The organism is Actinomadura sp. BRA 177, from assembly GCF_013372625.1.
Classification (GTDB): Bacteria; Actinomycetota; Actinomycetes; order Streptosporangiales; family Streptosporangiaceae; genus Spirillospora.
The window spans coordinates 1-18,851 of sequence record NZ_JABXFD010000082.1; the positions used below are offsets into that span (position 1 = coordinate 1).

At 67.1% G+C, this 18,851-nt stretch carries 12 protein-coding genes; 2 read left to right on the top strand and 10 right to left on the bottom strand.

Annotated elements, in window-relative coordinates; all coding sequences use genetic code 11:
- The 3 genes from HUX53_RS01710 to HUX53_RS01720 all read right to left on the bottom strand — a co-directional run.
- Positions 1-1,160: trypsin-like peptidase domain-containing protein (locus tag HUX53_RS01710; RefSeq protein ID WP_176401405.1), on the bottom strand; the 1,160-nt coding region annotated here is incomplete at its 3' end.
- 110 nt (positions 1,161-1,270) lie between these two features.
- Positions 1,271-2,287 carry a serine protease gene (locus tag HUX53_RS01715; RefSeq protein ID WP_176401406.1) on the bottom strand — a complete coding sequence of 339 codons (1,017 nt, stop codon included), beginning with the start codon at positions 2,285-2,287 and terminating at the stop codon, positions 1,271-1,273.
- A 54-nt stretch (positions 2,288-2,341) separates the two neighbouring features.
- Positions 2,342-5,128 carry an ATP-dependent DNA helicase gene (locus tag HUX53_RS01720; protein WP_176401407.1) on the bottom strand — a complete coding sequence of 929 codons (2,787 nt, stop codon included), beginning with the start codon at positions 5,126-5,128 and terminating at the stop codon, positions 2,342-2,344.
- 157 nt (positions 5,129-5,285) lie between these two features.
- Here HUX53_RS01720 and HUX53_RS01725 point away from each other — a divergent pair, with 157 nt between their 5' ends.
- On the top strand, positions 5,286-6,893 hold the full coding sequence (locus HUX53_RS01725) for an N-6 DNA methylase (protein WP_176401408.1): 1,608 nt from the start codon (positions 5,286-5,288) through the stop codon (positions 6,891-6,893).
- A gap of 18 nt (positions 6,894-6,911) precedes the next feature.
- On the opposite strand, the gene HUX53_RS01730 is transcribed toward HUX53_RS01725, so the two are convergent.
- The 7 genes from HUX53_RS01730 to HUX53_RS01760 all read right to left on the bottom strand — a co-directional run bounded on the left by HUX53_RS01730 (position 6,912) and on the right by HUX53_RS01760 (position 17,720).
- Positions 6,912-8,456, bottom strand: coding sequence for a serine/threonine-protein kinase (locus HUX53_RS01730; RefSeq protein WP_176401409.1), 1,545 nt, complete (start codon positions 8,454-8,456; stop codon positions 6,912-6,914).
- Between the two features lie 32 nt (positions 8,457-8,488).
- Positions 8,489-9,196, bottom strand: a complete 708-nt coding sequence (locus HUX53_RS01735) for a M48 family metallopeptidase (protein WP_217918975.1) — start codon at positions 9,194-9,196, stop codon at positions 8,489-8,491.
- Positions 9,197-9,254: 58 nt separating this feature from the next.
- Positions 9,255-12,497: a type I restriction endonuclease subunit R gene (locus tag HUX53_RS01740; protein WP_176401410.1), complete on the bottom strand. Its 3,243-nt coding sequence runs from the start codon at positions 12,495-12,497 to the stop codon at positions 9,255-9,257.
- A gap of 92 nt (positions 12,498-12,589) precedes the next feature.
- Positions 12,590-13,828, bottom strand: a complete 1,239-nt coding sequence (locus HUX53_RS01745) for a restriction endonuclease subunit S (RefSeq protein ID WP_176401411.1) — start codon at positions 13,826-13,828, stop codon at positions 12,590-12,592.
- Positions 13,821-16,262: a class I SAM-dependent DNA methyltransferase gene (locus tag HUX53_RS01750; RefSeq protein WP_176401412.1), complete on the bottom strand. Its 2,442-nt coding sequence runs from the start codon at positions 16,260-16,262 to the stop codon at positions 13,821-13,823. Before HUX53_RS01750 ends, HUX53_RS01745 begins: the two co-directional genes overlap by 8 nt.
- Before the next feature lie 386 nt (positions 16,263-16,648).
- Positions 16,649-16,855 (bottom strand): DUF397 domain-containing protein, encoded by a 207-nt coding sequence (locus HUX53_RS01755; protein ID WP_309236998.1) that lies wholly within the window; start codon positions 16,853-16,855, stop codon positions 16,649-16,651.
- Between the two features lie 19 nt (positions 16,856-16,874).
- Positions 16,875-17,720, bottom strand: a complete 846-nt coding sequence (locus HUX53_RS01760) for a helix-turn-helix transcriptional regulator (protein WP_176401413.1) — start codon at positions 17,718-17,720, stop codon at positions 16,875-16,877.
- A gap of 201 nt (positions 17,721-17,921) precedes the next feature.
- On the opposite strand from HUX53_RS01760, the gene HUX53_RS01765 reads away from it, so the two are divergent.
- On the top strand, positions 17,922-18,677 hold the full coding sequence (locus HUX53_RS01765) for an anti-sigma regulatory factor (RefSeq protein ID WP_176401414.1): 756 nt from the start codon (positions 17,922-17,924) through the stop codon (positions 18,675-18,677).
- Positions 18,678-18,851 lie beyond the last annotated feature (174 nt).

Sequence of the window (18,851 nt, forward strand, 5' to 3'; positions counted from 1 at the left end):
CGGAAGGCCAGTGCCGGCGGCCCCGCGGGGGCGGCGGGGCGGGGCGCGGCGGGCGCTCTCGCCGCGGCCTCCCGCAGCATCCATTCGGCGTCCGGCCGTGCGGCGTCCCGTAAATCGACGGACGGTACGAGCCGGAGCAGGCCGGGCGGCTCCCCTTCGATCAGCAAGGGGACGAACCGGTACGGCTCGTACGGGGTGGCCCGGTGCAGCAGGTGGTCGCGGTCGGCGAGCCCTTTCTCGTCCGCCAGGTAAGCGGGGCTGACGAGGGCGAAGACGCGGCCGCCGGCGTCCATGTGCGTTCGCAGCTCGTCCGTCCGAGGACGTTCACCAGGCAGGTTCAGGCGGACGTCGTGGCCCGCGGAGGCGAGGACGTCGCCGACCCAGCGGGCCCGCTCGGCGTCCTGTTCCGACCAGCTCAGCAGGATGGGCGCGGCAGCGGCGCCGGCGCGGGTCCGCAAGGCCTCGGGATGCGGACCGCCGGTCACCGCACCGGCAATGGCCGAGATGGGTATGCCTTGGTTGACCGCACCGGTGAAGTAGTGGTGGAGGGCGACCAGCCTGCCCCGGCCGTCGATCAGCGCCGCACCGGACGAGCCCATGGCCGTGTTGGTCTGGTAGGTCACGCGGGTTCCCGACGCGGACGACCGGGCGGCGAGGAGGGTCTGGCAGACCCGCTGCGACTGCCCCAGCGGATGCTGGACGACGGTCAGCGGCCCGGCCTTGGCGAAGGCGTACTCGGCGGGGTCCAGGCGGTAGTGCCCGCGCGGCGTGCGGGAGCCGTCCGACGCCGGGACCTCTGGGACGGGGTGTGCCAGCCGCAGGAGCGCGAAGTCGAGCCAGTCTTCGGGAGGTGGTTCGCCCTGGTGGAAACGACTCAGATCCGCGGCGCTCAACGGCGCGCCGTCTAGGTACTCGACCACGGGGACGCGGACACCGGCCTCCGCGGGGCTGACGCCGGGAACGGTGTGATGGTCGAACACGGCGACGACGCCGGCGACCGGCGGATGCGGCTCCCCCGCCCCTAGCACGTGCGCCGCGGTGAGCAGGAGGTCAACTCCTACCAGGACCCCGGTGCCCGCGGGCCGGCCACCGATCTCCACCATCGCCACGCGGTTCCGCGCGTCGGTGAGGACCTGGATCGACTCCGTGGTCTCGCGCATCCCGGCGTAAGGTGTCAATATCCCTTGCAACGCGGGCTTGGCCTGCGCGGAGGCGGGTCCGCCGGGCGGCTCGGGCCGGGGAGGCGCGGCATCGTTCACGGCCTGTCCCGTCAGCGGTTGTGGGTGCGGACCAGACGTTGGACGACGGACGCCCGCACCGCATGGTTGCTCATGCCCGGTACGCCGGCGAAGTGGAGTGCGACCGCCTTGCCTGTCGCGAGGTCAATCACCGCCGAGCCCGAGTTTCCGCCGAGCGTGGTCGCGTCGTGGGCGACGAGGCCGTCCGGCGTGAAAGAGGTCAACTGCCCGGCGGCGAGCCGTTTGCATTCGTAGACACCGTCGAAGATGCGCTGCCGGTCGGCTGTGGAGTCCCTCCAGTTGCCTCTGCCGGGATAACCGATCACGCCGATCCACCGACCGACGTCGGCCGGGGCAAGTTCCTCCGTCATCAGGGGAATGGGCGGGGGAAGCGGCTCGCCGTCCTCGCCGGTCTCGGCGATACGCAGCAGGGCCACATCGTGGAGCGAGGCGTCCGGCTCCATCCAGACGACTTCGGTCACCCGGAAACGCGACTCCTCCGGCTGGAGATGCTCGTGGTACCAGTCGAGGGTGGCGCGTATCGTCCGGCCGGAGATGTGCCGGAACGCGAACCCAGCCGTCCTCTCGGCGAACACCTCGGCCACATGCCGGTTGGTCACGACCGTCCCGGGCTCCACCATCCAGCCCGTCCCCACCCAATCGTTCCGGTGGTTGTGCAGGTCGATGCGGCCGACGCTGGGGATCACCGCCTCCAGGGCGGACCGCGCCTCTTCCAGCACCGCGGCGATCTCCTCGCTTTTCGGGAGACCGTCGGCCGCGGAACGGAATGTGCAGCGCTGAACGAGGTGCACCGGCCGGAGGAATGCCTCCACGATCGCCTCCAGCCCCGGGTCCTGCGACGCCCAGGTGCCCTCGTTCATCTGGGCGACTGCGTCGGCCGCCCGGTCGACGGTGAGGCCGCCCTCCAGCCCTTCGAACCCGGGGATGGCGGCCGCGCTCGCAGCGAGTTCGTCGAATCGGTCCAGGAACTCCTGCTCGATGGCCTTGCTGGAGAACAGCCGCCGATAGTCCATCCGTGTTCCGTCCATCCCGGGCAGGCGCCGTGTTGCACCACCGACTACGACCAATCTTTCAGACGAACCTCATGGAGACGTATCGTCCCGCCTATCGCGGCAGATTCCCTTGAAGTCACAGTTCGCACAGGTCTTGCACCAGGTCGCCAGTTTGGGCAGATGGTTGTCGCGGAGGGACTGGCCTGCCGTGGCCACCCGGGGGCTGAGGGTGGTCAGCATCGCGTCGTCCACCTCCTGGCGGTGGGACCTGCCGTCCTTGTCCAGGTTGTGGATCTCGACGAGGTCTGCGTCGGAGCCGGTGAGCTCCCGGTAGCCCAGCGCGTACATGTGGAGCTGGTCGAGCGTGACGCCTTCGGCCTGGGTGCGCTCGGACGACTTGAAGTCGACTATCGAGACCTCATCGGTGTCCAGGCGCCTGATGAGGTCGACGCGGCCGGTGACGGTGACACCGGGCGCCGGGTGGATCTCGACGGGCTGCTCGGAGTACTCGGTCTGGTGCAGCGTCGAGCCCTTCTCGCGCAGGTAGCGGCGGACGGACGCGATCGCCGCCGGGCGCAGCTGGTCGCGGGCGGCGGGGTTCGCGAACGGGAGGTTCAGGTGGCGGTCCACCAGGTCCTCGGCGTCCGAGACGTCCACGATGTCGCCCTTGATGGCGCGCTTGTGGATCTCCGCCATCATGTCGTGCAGCGACTTGCCGTAGCCGAGTTCCTTCTGGAGCGGTGAGTCGAACCCGTAGAGCAGCCGGAGCTTGAACGAGTAGGGGCACTCGAACAGGTACTTCAGGTCGGAGAAGGAGAGCACGACGTCCGGGGTCCCGTGCTTCGGGACGGGCTCCAGCCGCCGCTTGGACGCGGGTTGCTTCTCGCGGGTCAGCACCCAGTCGTTGCGCGTCGCGGCGTCGAAGAACTCGGACGGCCGGCGTCCGGTCTGCTTGCCGTTCGGGGCGAAGCTGAGCATCAGGTACTTCTGCGCCCGGGTCACCGCGACGTAGAAGAGGCGGCGTTCGTCGTCGATGCCGCCCTCGTAGCGGGCGGCGTCCGGGACGAGGGCCCTGTCGATGACGTGGAAGATGTTGAGGCCCCCGGCCCGGCGCATCGGGAAGGTGTTGCGGCGCATGGCCGGGATGAAGACGGCGGGCCACTGCATGCCCTTCGCCTGGTGAACGGTCGCGATCACGACCGCGTCGGGCTGCGCGTAGCCGTTGTCGCCGTCGGACTCCTCGTAGTACGCGGGAGCCTGGAACTCCACCCACTTCGCGAAGCCGTCGAACCGGCTCGGCGGCGCGACGGTCAGGTAGATCGCCTCGTAGTCGCCGATCGCGGTGGAGAACCGGCCCAGGTTGTAGAAGACGATCTCGCCGCGGCCGCCGCCCCGGCCACGGGACGGGACGGTCTCCTCGCGGAGCCCGATCTCATCGAGGAAGCGGAGGAACACGCCCTGCAGGGTGATCGAGTCCCAGGGACGCGAGTCGTCCCAGTCGATGGCCTCGTCGAGGACCGCGAGGCCGCGGTCGAGCGCGCGGTCGTCGCAGCCGACGTCGGCGGCACGCCAGGCGTCGCGGACGGTGTCGGCGTCCACGTAGCCGGCGACGTACCGGAAACAGGTGACGGCCGCCCTGACCTCGGGCGTCTCGAAGAGCTGGGTCAGCCCCTTGATGATGTAGGGGATGCCGCGGCGGCGGAACTCCTCCACCAGCGGCCCGGCGTCGCCGCGCACCGACCTGAACAGGACCGCGAAGTCGGCGTAGCTGAGGCCGCGTTCCGGGCCGTCGGCGTCGTCCTGGAAGGGGACGCCGAGGAGCGTCTCGATCCGGTCGGCGATCCGGCGGGCCTCCTCCTGCGGGTCGCCGAACTCCAGGGCGAGGAGGTCTCCGCGCTCGAACTTCTGGTGCCCGCCCGCGACCATGGCCTTGGCCAGGCGGACGGACGCCGGGATCTCCTCGATGGCGGCACGGGCCAGCTGCGTGATGGCGGGGCTGGAGCGGAAGTTGTCGTTCAGGGTGATCCGCTTGACGTCGGCGTAGCGGTTCTCGAAGGTCAGGATGTTGGCGACCGCGCTGCCGCGCCACTGGTAGATGGTCTGGTCGTCGTCGCCGACCACGCAGAGGTCGGCGCCGTACTGGGTGAGTCCGCGGATCAGCCGTTCCTGGACGGGGTTGATGTCCTGGTACTCGTCCACGATGACGTGCCGGACGTTCTCCCGGACGTGCTGCTGGACGGCGCCGGCGGAGGCATGCCCCTCGTCGTCCTCCAGGTAGTCGACGGCCCTCGCCAGGATCGCGGAGTAGTCGAAGTAGTTGCGCTCGTTGAGGAGCGTCTCGTACGCCTCCAGCGCCTGCGCGAGGTCCGGGCGCAGCAGGCGTCGGTCCACGTCGTCCTCCCGCAGGACGGACATGACCTGCTGGTAGAGGCGTGAGTGCACCCAGCGGCGCAGCGGCTCCCGCACTCCCCGCACGGACTTGGTGGTCGCGGTCAGCCCCGACTTGGCGCTGTACCTGTCGATGATCAGCCGGGCCTGCGGGTCATTCAGGACGTTGAACTTGAACGCCTCGGGCGCCTGGCTGTGCAGGAGGTCGAGCGCGTAGCCGTGGATCGTCCCGATGAACATCTCGGCGAGGCCGTGCATCTCGCCGTAGCGGTCCTTGATCCTGCGGTGGACGCGCTCCGCCAGCTCGCCGGCGGCCTTCTCGGTGAAGGTGAAGGCGACGATGTGCCGGGGTTCGACGTCCGGCCGGGCCAGCAGCGCGACGATGCGCTGGGCGATCACCTCGGTCTTGCCCGACCCGGCGCACGCCAGGACGAGCATGTTGCCGGTGTCGGCGTCTATGGCCTCCGCCTGCGAGTCCGTGAACTGCATGGCGCCCCTCCTTATGTACACAGACGATCCGTCGTCTTCCGTACACAACTCTGAGACTAAACGATGACTCATGTCAAGTGAGTTCACAGATAGGCCGGGTATGTAGACATGGGGACGCTGTGTGTACGCTGACCCGGGACGGAAGGGAGAGGGGCAGATGACCAGGGACGATCGGGTGACCGCGGCGGAGATCGCCCGAACCGTGGGCGTCGGCCGGGCGGCGGTCTCCAACTGGCGGCGGCGGTACCTCGACTTCCCCAAACCCGTCGGCGGCACGCCGTCCAGCCCCACCTTCTCGTGGGACGAGGTCGAAGCCTGGTTGAAGGCGAACGGCAAGCTGTCGCGGCCGGCGGAACGCCCCGCCGACGCGGACGTCGACACCGCCTCTCCCGCGCCGATCGACGATTCTTCGCTGGCCAAGATGGTGGCCTCTCTCGTCCCGGCGCTCGACACGGGACTCATCGTCGACCCGGCGTGCGGGCCGGGCCGCCTGCTGGTCGCGGCGGCGGCGACCGTCAAGGCGGGCGTCTCCTTCGCCGGCCAGGACCCCGACAAGGCCGCCATTGAGATGGCACAGGACGGCTTCGACGACGCGGCGCGCGTCCCGGTGGCGCTGGAGCCCGGGGAGCCGTTCACAGGCGATGCGCTCGCGGAGCTCCGGATGCGCGCGGACGTGGTCGTCTGTGCGCCGCCGATCGGGGCGCAGGGATCGGCCCGTCCCGTCCCGCTGGACGCGCTGACGCTGGATCCGCGCTGGGAATTCGGCCTTCCCTCGTCCGCCGACCCGGTCGGGGTGTGGACGCAGATCTGCTACTCGTATCTGAAACCGGACGGGATCGCGATCCTCCTCCTGCCGGCCGCGTTCACGACCAAGGCCGCCGGCCGCCGGATACGCGCGGAGCTGGTGCGCAGAGGAGCGGTCCAAACCGTTGTCGAACTACCCCGCCGGTTCTCGCTGCGAATCAGCGGCGGACTTCACATCTGGGTGCTGCGACGCCCCAGCGGCCCGCCGGACCACCAGGTCCGGATGGTGGACCTGTCGGAGGCCGACGACCTCCCGGAGCGGCGATCCGAATGGGCGGCGGTGTTCAAGGACCCGGCGAGGACGAGGACGGTCGGCGCGATCGACCTTCTCGACGACGAGGTCGCCATCATCCCGACCCGCCACGTCAGGCTGCCGTGGTCGGACATCGCCCGGCGGCACGCGGAAAGGGCCTCCGCCGTCGAGCCGCTGCTACGCAAGGTCATCGCCGAGACGCCGGCGTTCCAGCCTGTGCAGAGCAGAACCGACCTCCCAATGATCAGCATCACCGAACTCCAGCGAGCCGGGGCGGTGGAGCTGCTCAGCCGCGACGCCGGAATCCGATCGGGCGATGTCGTCATTCCCGCCGATGCCGATCCCCTCGTCGTCAGCGAATCCAAGGATCTGGACGAGGTGCACCGCCGCGGCGGCCCCGTCGACATCATCAGATGCGATCCCGAGCAGATCGACCCGTTCTTCATCGCGGGCTTTCTGACCCGCCAGACGCACGATCGCCCGGGAACGTCCTCGACCGGCGCGTCCTTGCGGTCGACGGTACGGAAGGCGCGCGTCCCGCGGATACCGCTGGCGGAGCAGCAACGCTACGGAACCGCCTTCCGGTGGATCGGCCAATGGTCCATGCAGTTCGACATCGCATGGCGGGCCGGACAGGAGGCCACCCGCTGGGCGATTCACGGCCTCACCGCGGGTGTCCTGGACCCGGACCCGGCTGCCGAGTACTGACGCCAGGCGAGGCCCCCGTCACGGGCCGAGCCGCTCCAAGCGGTCACGTACCCGGATGGCCGACGGATGGTCGGGGCCGGCCTCGCGGCTCAGATCGTCGTGCAGGTCGGCCAGTGTTTGCCGGGCCGCGTCGTGATCCCCCACGGCGTCCTCCAGCTCGCCGACGCGGCGCCGCAGTTCCAGGACGCGAGGGTCGTCGCCGGAGCGGACGGCGAGCTGGTCGGCGAGCAGCCCGCGCAGGAGCCGCAGCGCCAGCCCGTCGTCGCCGAGCCTGGCGTGGCAGTCGGCCTCGCCGAGGCGGCACTGCACGACCCGCTCGTCCTCGGCGCCGAAACGCTCGGCCAGGTCGTCGCCGAGCCGCAGGAAGGCGCCGGCCGCTCTGCGGTCACCGGCGTCCGCGAGGATGTTGGCGTAGGACATCCGCAGTTTGACGGCGTCGGGGTCGTCCACCGGGAGAGGCCGGCCGCCCGGTTCGACGACCGCTTCGAGGGCCTGGGCCGCCTCGGCGTGCCGCCCCTCCCTGGCCATCGCGGCCGCCTCCCGGCGGGCCCGGCTCATCTCCGTCCTGCTCACCCGTGGCGCGTCGTCAGTGCCCGGCGCCCGCTTCGCCGCGTCTCCGGCGGAGCGGTGCAGGATCCTGGTCAGCACGTCGGCGTACATCCGGCGCGGGCTCGCCTCCTGGTCCGCCATGCCCGGCAGCGGACGCGCACCCGACACGTACTGGAGGAGCCTGCGATGCACGACGGCGGCGTCCACGGGCCGCTTCGCCGGGTCCTTGGCGAGCAGCTCGGCGACCAGGTCCGCGAGGTCGGGCGGTACCTCCGCGCGGAAGTCGCCGAGCGGGGTGGGCTTCGCGCCGACCTGCTGTTCGAGGATGGCGTACTCGGTATCCCCGACGAACGGCGGACGGCCCGCGATCATCTCGTACAGGACGCAGCCGAGGGTGTACAGGTCGCTGCGCGCCGTGGCGGTCTCGGACCGGACCTGCTCGGGCGGCATGTACAGGGCGGTGCCGAGGATCGCGCCACTGCGGGTGAGCTTGCTGACGTCCGGATCGTGCAGCAGGGCCAGCCCGAAATCGATGACCTTCACGGCGCCGTCCCGGCACAGGATGAGGTTGCTCGGCTTCAGGTCGCGGTGCAGGACGCCCTTCACGTGCGCGGCGGCGAGCACGGCGGCGACCTGTGCGCCGATGGCGGCGGCCCATCCGAGCGGCACGGATTCGGTCTCGGCGATGACGTCGTCCAGCCGGACGCCGTCGACGTACTCCATGACGATGAACATCCGCCGGGCGTGGGACGCGTCCTCGCTGACGCCCGCATCGTGGATCGCGGGCGCGCCCGGGTGGCCGAGCCGCGCCATGACGCGCGCCTCCCGCAGGAACCGGCGCTCGAGTTCGGCGAGGTCGTCGGGCACGTCGGTCAGCCGGACGAGTTTCACCGCGACGCGCCGGCCGAGCACGGCGTCGTGCCCGCCCCACACCTCCCCCATGCCACCCCGGCCGAGCGGCGCACGGTCGAGCGTGTAGCGGTCGTTGAGGACGATGGGGCCTGACGTGGTCACGCCGCCGAATGTACTGCGAATGTCAGCGGTGGTCAGCGTCCTTCGTCGGGAAGCCATAGCTCGGGGCCGAACCGGCGGAGCCGTTCGCGGCGTTCCTCGTAGCCGGTCATGGCGCGGTCGACGATCCGCCAGAACTCGGGGCCGTGGTCGGCGCGTTCCAGGTGCGCCAGTTCGTGGACGAGGACGTAGTCGATGAGGGTGGGCGGGAGTTGCATCGTCGCCCAGTGGATGTTGAGCCGTCCGCTGGACGAGCAGGATCCCCAGCGGTAGCCGAGCGGCATGACGCGCAGGCCGGTGACCTCGACGCCCACGCGGGCCGCCCACGGCTCGACGCGTTTCGCCAGCCAGGGTTCGCCGACCCGCTGGTACCAGCGGACGAGGTCCCGCGCGCCGCCGCCTTCGGTGAGCAGCAGCCTGCCCCGGACGAGCTTCACGGGCGTCTTGTCGTCCACGACCTTCAGCCGGTAGGAGCGGCCGAGGTAAAGGAACCCTTCGCCGGAGACGATGCGGCGCTCGGGGTGCGGTTCGCCGAGTTCGCGGTGCTGCGCGAGCTTGCCGTAGAGCCACGAGCGTTTGGACTCGACCATCTTGGCGAGTTCGTCGCGGGTGGTGGACGGCGGGACGACGGCGGTGACGGAGGCGTCCCGTTCCACGGTGAGCCGGACGGTGCTGCGGCGTGCGCTGACCGCCACCGCCACGTCGAGCTCGCCGACGCGCAACGTCCCCGGGAAATCACTCACCCGCCCAGGATGTCAGGTGACCCCGTCAGCGCAGTTCACTGGACACGCCGCCGCCCGGTCACGATCGCGGTATGCGTTCGCGGTTGGCCTTGATGACCTCGAACAGCTGTCCGGCGAGCTTCTCCACGTTCTTTTCGTCGGCGAGGTGCCGGCCGTAGAGGATGCCGCAGATCTCACCGCGAAACTCCTCGCGGTCGGTCTCCTTGCTGGAGTGCCAGTAGTCCTTGCGGTGGATGACCTCGATGGCGCGGTGGTAGACGTCCTGTGCCGCGTCCACGCAGTCGGGGATGCGCGGGTCGTCGTCGGAGGTGGCGACCTCCTGAGCGAGGACGCCGTAGAGCGCGCTCTCGACGGGGCTGAGGCCGTGCGGGTTCTCGGGCGCGTCCTCCCGCAGCTCGGTGATGAGGCCCTCAAGGGCGAGGATCTGCTGGTTCCAGTCGTCCTTGAGCTGCTGGAGGATCTCCTCCAGGCGTTCGCTGAGCTGCTGGTAGTAGGCCGGGTCCTTGGCCTTGTTGACGGTGATGTGGTGCCGGATGGCGTGTTCCATCTCGGACGCCTTCGCGCGCGACCCGCCGGGCAGCGCCTCGACTTTTTCCGTGAAGTCGGGCGCGGTCAGCGCGACCGGCGGCAGCATCTGCTCGATGCCGAGCGAGGTGACGTGCTCGTCGATCAGGTGCTTGATGCGCCCGCCGTACGCGGCCGGGTCGAACTCGCCGTCGTCCACCCGGTACCGGCGGGACGCGGTGATCTTCACGACGGTGAACCGTTTGAGGTCGGCCTCGAACGGCTTCACTGCCGGGTCGGGCAGGACGGCGTTGTAGGTCTTCGCGAAGAGCGCGAAGTCGGCGTTGAACTGGTCGCGCAGCTCGGTGTCGGCCAGCTCCTCGACGCAGCTTTCGACGTCGTCCGGGTTGCGGAACATCAGCCGGACGCGGTTGCAGCGCGGTTCCAGCTTCGCCATCTCGGCCTTGACGTCCTTCAACGCCTGCTCGACGTCGGCGGCGTCGTCCTCGTCGTACGACTGGTGCGCGTAGACCTTCAGCGCTTCCACGAGGTTCTGCGCGACGCCCTGGTAGTCGACGACGTAGCCGTACTCCTTGCCGTCGGCGGTCCGGTTGACACGGGCAACGGCCTGGAGGAGGTCGTGTTCCTTGAGTCGCCGGTCGAGGTACATGACCTGTTCGATCGGGGCGTCGAAGCCGGTGAGCAGCATCGCGTTGACGATGACGAACCCGGTGTTCGATTCGTTGAACGGCTTGAGGAAGTCGGTGACGCGGGCGTCCTGCTTGGGCTTGTTCGTCCACTCGGCGAGTTCGGCTTCGTGCTCGGTGTCGCCCTCGGAGATGACGGGGGCGAACTCCATGCGCTTCAGCAGCTCGAGGTGGTGGTGGGCGCCGACGAGGTACTGCTGGCGGGGTTTCAGCTCTTCGAGCGGCTTGTCCAGGACGCGTTTGGGGAGGGCCTCGACTTCGGCGACCAGCTCATCCCGGGCCGCCATCAGGGCCTCGCGGTACTGGACGGTGGTCTTCCGGTCGAGCGCGACGACCTGCGCCTTGAAGCCTTCGGGAAGGACGCGCTGGACGTAGTGGCGGAGCATGTGCTTCGCCTTGGCGGCGACGAGCTTCTCGGCCACCGACACCTTCGACTTGGTGGCGTGCCGGCGTTGCAGCTGGTCGCGGTCCTCCGGGGTGAGTTCGTCGAACATCTCGTCCACGACCTCGTCGAGGTCGCGGCCGTCCTGCACGGCGCCCCGGACTTTCAAGCCCTCGTACAGGATGGGGACGATGACGCCGTCCTCTTCGGCGTCCTTCAGCCGGTACATGTCGATGTACTCGCCGAACAGTTCCAGGCTGGTCTTGCGCCGGCCCTTCTTCGTCATGATCGGGGTTCCGGTGAACCCGATCCGGGCCGCGTTCGGCAGCGCGACCTGAAGGTTGGTGCCGAGGGAAGCGGTGTGCGACCGGTGCGCCTCGTCCACCAGGACGACGATCGAGTCGTCGGCGTTGGCCTCTCCGAGCGAGGTGTCCGCGGCCATCCCCGATCCCGGCGCGCCACCGCTCCCCTGCTTCTGGATCATCACGAAGACCAGGCCCGGCCCGTGCTTGCCGAGGATCGCCCGCGCCCGCGCCGAGGACTTGGCGACGTCCACGGTTTCGTTGCTCAACTCCATGGTGCTGCTGAGCTGCCCCTGGAGTTGGGTGCGGTCGGTGACGACGACGACCTTGAAGTGTTTGAGGTCGTCGCTCGCGCGGAGCTTGCGGACCAGGAACGTCATGGTCAGGCTCTTGCCGGACCCCTGCGTGTGCCAGACGATCCCGCCCCGCCTGTCCCGCTCCCCGTCTTGCTTCTTCGTCCTGCCGCCGCGCAGCCGCCGGACGGCCCGGTCCACAGCGCGGAACTGCTGGTAGCGGGGAGCGGCCTTGATGGTCTTGCCGTCGTCGGTGACCATGAACGTCACGTAGTTGTGGACGACGTCCAGCAGCCGCGCCTTCTCGAACAGGACGGCCGCGAGGATCTCCTGCCGGCTCACCGCGTCGGCCGGCTTGTCGAAGCGGTCGCCCAGGTCCTCCCGCGTCATCGGATACGGGTCGCGCCACGGGACGTAGTGCTCGTAGCGGGCGGTGATCGTGCCGAGCTTCGCGTCCTCGCCACTGCTCACAACGGTCAGTTGGACGGTGTGGAAGAGCCGCTGATTCCCGAGCCTGACTTCGCCCTTGGTCTGCTCGGAGTACCGGAGGAGCTGCCCGACGGCGTTGATCAGACTGCTCGTCTGCGGCTTCTTCGCCTCCAGCACGACGAGCGGGATGCCGTTCACGAACAGGACCACGTCCGGGATGATCGGGTGCCCGTCGTTGCCGGGCACGTCCACCCGGAACTGATTGACGACCGTGAATTGGTTTTTCTCGGGGTTCTGCCAGTTGATGTACTGGACGGGACGGCTCTTGCCGCCCTCCCAGCCGACGACCCCGTCCACCACGGTGCCTTCGAGGAGAAGCTTCGTGGCGGTCTGGTTCGCCTCGATCAGGTTGCCGGACGCGGGGATGCGCTTCAGTTCGTTGACGGCCTGGTCGATGCGGTCATCATCGAGCCAGGGCTGGCCGTCCGGGTCGAGGTTGATCCGGTAGACGGCATCTCGCAACCGGTCTTCAAGGAAGACCTCATCAAAGCCGGCCCGCCCGGAGTCAAAGGGATTGAGCGGCATCACCGATTCCGGCGGAGCCCCTTGGAGATGGCCCCAGCCCATCCTCTTGAGCTGCTCGATGAGCGGGCGCTCGACCAGCCGGTACTCCCAATCCACCATGACGCCACTCCCGCCTCGAGAAGAGGATCATCGCTTCGTCTACAGACGTCCGCCCTAGCAGACCAGGACGAACCCCGCCGCCCAGGCAGGTCTCAAAGGCTCTCCACCACGGCTTCGGCCTCCGGCACCCGCACCCGCCCCGTCAACAAATCCTCCGCCAGCCCGTCCTTGATATTCAGCAATGCGCTCCGCACTGCCTCTTCGGCACTTATGCGGGCACGAGACGCGCCAACGATGTTGAGGATACGATCCTGTGTCGCCAAACTCGGTATCTGAACTTTCAATCCTTGAACAACGGAAGAGCTGATCTTCACCATGCTTTCCGAGGTACCTTGCGCCATACTTTGAATCTGACGCCGAACCTTCCAACTCTGAAGCACCAGCTCCAAATACTGGGTGCGGCAATTCCTTGTGGGTATCAGACGCATCATTAGGTCTGGATAAATGCATGGGCTGCCGACACTGCGAAAGATTCCGACAAGGCCGACCAAGTCACGAGTGTTAGCGCGACTCATCAACAGGTCGCCATCGCGAAGCATTGCCGCATCATTTCGACCTTCGTCAGCCGGAACATTTTTTAGCTGCCGAGGCTGGAACCCGCGCGGCGTCAGGCAGCCCAACCCAAGCGCAACCATTCCGGTCCACTCATCTACCTCTTTTGGTGAATACCCATTCTTTGGCGAAGAGGATAGATAACCGGCGAGCACATTAGAATCTGCGTCCACCTCGCTAAGCAGGCCAGCTGTCAATCCGTCATGGACAGCAACAAGCTTCTCAATCACCTGGCGTTGACGCCCGATCTGAGCATCGAGAGCATCGAGAATCTCTGCGATCCGCCGCTGCTCCTCCAGTGGAGGCACTGGGATCGACGTTCTCGCCAATTCAACGCGTGATAGTTCTATTTGATTGGTTGACCCTGTGTAGCAGTGCGTCTCCAAGTGACGCTGACCCCATGGAGAACGAAGGGCGAGGTTAAGCCAGCGGGGATCAACCTTGGAAGGTTTAGCACGTAGTACAGTTACATGACCGTCGATCATGAACGACCCAGAGTGATCGAAGACACAACTCCTACCAATAGTGCCTGTTCCAGTGGAGTTGAGGAGAACATCACCCGGCTGTGCCCACAGGACGCCTGTCACACGAGCGTCATGCGCCCGAGCCTGAGTTGCATCAAAACCCGCATTCTGCACGCAGCGCTGGCCAATAGCGTTAATAGAACTGTAGGCAACATAGGATGGCGCAGTGCCACGCGATAGCTTTAGACACAGTTCCCCAAAGGGAAGCTCTGTCCAATTTGCAAAATTTGGCACGCCCATAGAATGATCAGACATAGCCGAGCTCCTTCAGGTATTGCTCCACCCGAATGGCAGCCGCATCACAATGAGCTTCGAGGTCATGAAGGGTGACGCCATATCTTTCCCCCCACGCACCAAATACATTCTCCACACCATGGCGTCCCACAGAGGCACGAGAGTCGAGACGATCAGCGAGTGACTCTCTGAAGACTTCAAGCACGAGAGAGATTCGGGAACTCCCATCCAAGGTGGCAGCGGCCGCAGTAAGGCGAGCGATAAAAGCTCCCTCGACCGTAGCGAGTTCACGTCGAACCTTCGTCGCCTCATCCCTGAATCGCTTCACTTCAGCCGTGTTCAGGAACGACTCGGACAGGTCAACGCTCTCGTCCTCTTCGGTCACTTTAGCGGTGGCAGACTTATACCTCGCGCTAAGCTCAGCATACTTGGACTCGGCCTGTTCTAGTTCGAGCAGATAGTCAGGGAGCAGAGCTGGCACCACCCGGTGGTCGCGCGCCTTACGTTTCTCGGCCGCTATCTTCTGTTTATCCCAGTACTCGGCTCGCTCCTCGTCCAACTCGAAGGCCGTGCTGATAGTGGTCAACCATCCTTCGACCACCCCTTCGAAGCCGTGAACCGAGAGCGTCTTGAGGTCGTGCTTGTTCTCACCCCACCAGGCGGCAACGACGCCGGCCAGTTCGTGGCGATCGATGAGGCCGAGGGGTTCGAGTTCAGCGATGAAGGAGTCGAGGAGTTCACGGCGGGCGTCCATGACCGCGTGGGATTCTGGTAGTTCAGTCAGGCGCTTGCTGTGGCGGCTCCACCAGTCCTCAAACGCCCCGTGTAGCCGCTTCTCAGCGGGCTCGGCCAGCTCGGAGATGCGCTCGGCTGTGCGCTCCCAGCCCTCGGGAAGGAAGTCGTAGTAGTCGGCATCCCGCTCGGAGAACAGGGTGCTGGGATCGACGCCGAAGGCTTGGAAGAGGTGAGCCTTGTCCGCCACTTCCTTCTTCGGGACACCGCCGTGAAGGTGGGCACGGACGTCCTGCGGCTCCGGCGGCGGGGTGTTGTCGACGTACCGGCGGATGTTGAGGTTGAAGTCGTTCTCGCGAAGCTCCGAGATGCCCACGACTCGGGCGAAGCCGGGAATGTCGCGGTACTCCTCGAAGGCCGAGACGATCTTCTCGGTGTGCTCTGGCTCCAGGTAGTTCTGGGCACGGCCAGCGGTGTACTCGCGGTCGGCGTTGATGAAGAGGACCTTGTTACGACGCTCCTCCGGACGTTGGGCACTGCCTCGTAGGACGAGGATGCAGGCGGGGATGCCGGTGCCATAGAAGAGGTTCGCCGGAAGGCCGATGACCGCTTCGAGGCGGTCATCCTTGATGATGCCCTCGCGGATCTCCTTCTCTTTGCCACCCCGGAAGAGAACGCCGTGGGGCATGACAGTTGCGCCGATGCCGTCCGGCATCAGGACCGAGAGCACGTGCTGGGCGAACATCAGGTCCGCCTTCTTACCCATCTCGGGGGCGAAGCCGTACTTGAAGCGCTCCGGGTGCTCCATGCCCGAGGTGCTGTAGTTCAGCGAGAACGGCGGGTTGGTTAGCACGCGGTCGAAGCGCATCAGTTCGCCGCCCTCCTTGTGGAGGGGGTTGGCGAGGGTGTCATCGTTGCGCAGGTCGGCGTTCAGTACGCCATGCAGGATCATGTTCATTTTGGAGATGGCCCACGTCCCGCCGTTGTACTCCTGGCCGGCGAGGGTCAGGTTCCGGGCGTCATGGCCGTGCTCCTCGACGTACTCCTTGGCGTGGATGAGCATTCCGGCCGAGCCCGAGCACGGGTCGTAGATGCGCATGTCGGGGCCGGGTTTGACGAGGCGGACCATCATCCGGACGACTCCGCGCGGAGTGTAGAACTCGCCGCCCTTCTTGCCGGCCGAGTCGGCGAACTGGCCGATCAGGTACTCGTAGGCTGCGCCGAGCAGGTCGGGGAACTCGAAGTCCTCGTTGCGGAGGCGGTACCGGTCGAAGTGGTCGACCAAGCTCTGGAGTCGCTTGTTCGGGATGGTGGACTGGCCAACCTTGCGGGTGAAGTCGATGTGTTCGAGGACGCCTTCGAGCGCACCCGTGTTGGCCTTCTCCAGCGCGTCCAGGGCCTTGTTCAGGAGGCTACCGACGCCTCCGGCCCGCGAGTTGTCCTTGATGTACTGCCAGCGGGCCTCTTCGGGGACGAAGAAGCTCTTGCCCCGGTAGATCCACGGGGCGTTGGTGGCGGCCTCGGCCTCCTCCTCGGAGCGGCCCGCCTTGATCTGCTCAGCCTTGAGGCGCTGGCGGACGGAGTCGAACTCGTCCGATGCCCGCTTCAAGAAGAGCATCCCGAAGATGTACTCCTTGAACTCCGAGGCGTCCATCTTGCCGCGAAGGATGTCGGCTGCCCCGAACAGGTGTCGTTCCAACTGCGGCAGGGTCAGTCTCGCCACGGGGCAGTCTCCTCGGCTTCGGTCAACTCCAGGGCACAGCACGTCACCAGACCAGCGACGCCGCACTAGTCTCCCAGCCCCCTGTGACACTCGGCGAGGACTTTGCCCAGCCTCGAAGCCCACCCGTTACGAACGCCACAGCGATCTGGCTGTGAACTTAGTTTATACCAGTCGTCCAGTATCTCCTCAACGCCGGGAGTGTCCAGCGCCGCGTCCACCAAGGTCCACCCGGTGCGTTCACTTGCGGCGTGTTGTTATGCGACCGGCGATAACAACAACACGCCGCAAGTGAACGAGGTGCTGGCCCCGGCTACCGCACCAACGCCGTCCGACATAGCACGACACGCCGCACCTCAGCCCGAGGTACGGCGTGCGACTGTGGTGGATCAGAGGTCGTAGGCGCCCCGCTTGATCTGCGAGACCATCGCGGCCCACACGTCTCGTTCGAGGGACAGGACGTCGCCGTCCGGGTTCTTGGAGTCCCGCACGGCCTTCTTCGAGCCGACCCATGCGACTTCGACGCAATCCGACTGGGTGGGCTGGCTGTAGGAGCTTTTACGCCACGCGGCGCGTTGCATGTCTGCGCTCTTCACTTGAGCCCTCTCTTAGCGGTCACAACCGGGATGCAACGGCGTCGATCATGGGGACGACCTCCTCTGGATCGGTCGCCTTGGCCCGGAGGTAGTCGAAAACCAGGCTATAGCGGGACAGGTCCGTCGCCTCGTCAAGATACAACTCGCCTGTGAGGTGTTCCAGGTAGATCGCGCTGACCGGGGTTGGGCCGTCGAAGTCCAGAATCACGAAGGGAACGCCCATCGCCGAGTGCGATCCGGCGCTGAACGGCAGTACCTGGAGCGTCACGTTGGGGAGGCGGGCAGCCTCGCGGAGTCGCTCGAGTTGACCGGCCATGATGTCGGGGCCGCCGACCAGCCGGTGGAACACCGCCTCGTCCAGGATGGCCCACAGGTGCGGTGCGTCCTGCTCACCGAGTCTCTCTTGCCTGGCCGCGCGGGCCTCGACTCGCCGATCGATCTCATTCCGGGGCAGGGCTGGACGCACCGAGGACAAGAGCGCCCGAACGTAGCCTTCGGTCTGGAGCAAGCCGGGCACCAGTTGGCTCTGGTAGCTCCTCACGCCCGAGGCTTCGGCCTCAAAGCTGACGTAGGGACTCGCGATGATGTCCGAGTAGTTGTGCCACCAGCCTTGCTTCCGCGCCCTCCGAGCCAGGTCCATCAGAGCTTGGCGCTCCTGCTCGTCCGTCACGCCGTACTCCTCGACCAGGAGGCGCACGTCGCTCGGCGTGACACGCGTTCGTCCGGTCTCGATGCGGGAGATCTTGGCCTTGGACCAATCGAGCCGCTGCGCGACATCCTCCATCGACAGGCCGGCCACCTCTCGCAATCGAAGCAGCTCCCTGCGCAGTTGCCTGCCGCGGAATGTCTCCATCCTCGCCGTCATGGGTGAAGTCTCCCGTAGTCGTTCGGGTCAACCTGAAAAGAATCTTGAAACGTCTCGATGTGAAACGTTGCACATCGTCTCGTTACCGGCAACACTATCAGCGACCTAACACACACCGAACGCGATCAGGCGGAAGAGGTCTACGTCTGCCCCGAATCGCTACGGCTGTGGACGAACTGGACTGACGGGAGGCATGGCTCGATGGAGGTCAAGGGGGCGTGGGGGCTGGTGACCGGGGGGCTGTGCGCGTGGCGGCTGCCCGAGGACGAGAGCGGGCCGGCGACGGCGCGGCGGCTCGTCCGCCAGACGATGTCCGAACTGGCGCTCGACCGGGACGTGATCGAGGACGGCAAGCTCGCCGTGTCCGAGACTGCGACGAACGCACTCCGGCACGCCAGATGCTCGCGAGGCGACCGTCCGCCCACCCCGCCGGAACTGTGGATCTGGGCGCGGACCGTCCCATCGCCCCAGCTCATCGTCTCCGTCTTCGACGGCGCGCGAACCACCACACCGCACACCTCCAAGGCCGGGCTGCTGGACGAGCACGGCAAGGGCCTGGAACTCGTCCGCCAAGTCACCGCCGCCTGGGGCAGCAACCCCACCCGCTCCCGCCTCGACACCACGTCCGTCCTCGGCAAAACCGTCTGGTTCGCCCTACCGCTCCCCCACGACTGGCCCGGCCTGCACTACCGCGTCCACCCCGGGACCGCCGCACACCACCTGCTCCTCAACCTCACCCACCGCGGATTCAAAGGCCAACGCAACACCACCGACGACGGCCTCTCCGTCCTCATCCTCCCCACCCTCAACGTCTGGGTCCACCGCCGCACCTTCTGCTGGTGGTCCACCCCGCACCGCTACCTCCGCCGCCCCCTCATCGACCTCCAAGAAACCACCGAACTCCTCACCCACCACCTCGACGCCACCACCCCCACCTACGCCCCCACCCGGCGATAGCAACGGAAGAGCCGCGACGCGTTCAGCCGATGCCGCGCATTGTCGGTCAGCGCGATTCGCCGGGCCGCCGCCACCGGCCGCGACTGACCGATGATCTTTCAGGCAGGCCGCGTCCTTACCGTCCTGCTTTCTTCACCGGCATGTCCTCGATCCCCACATCACTACCAGTGCTCC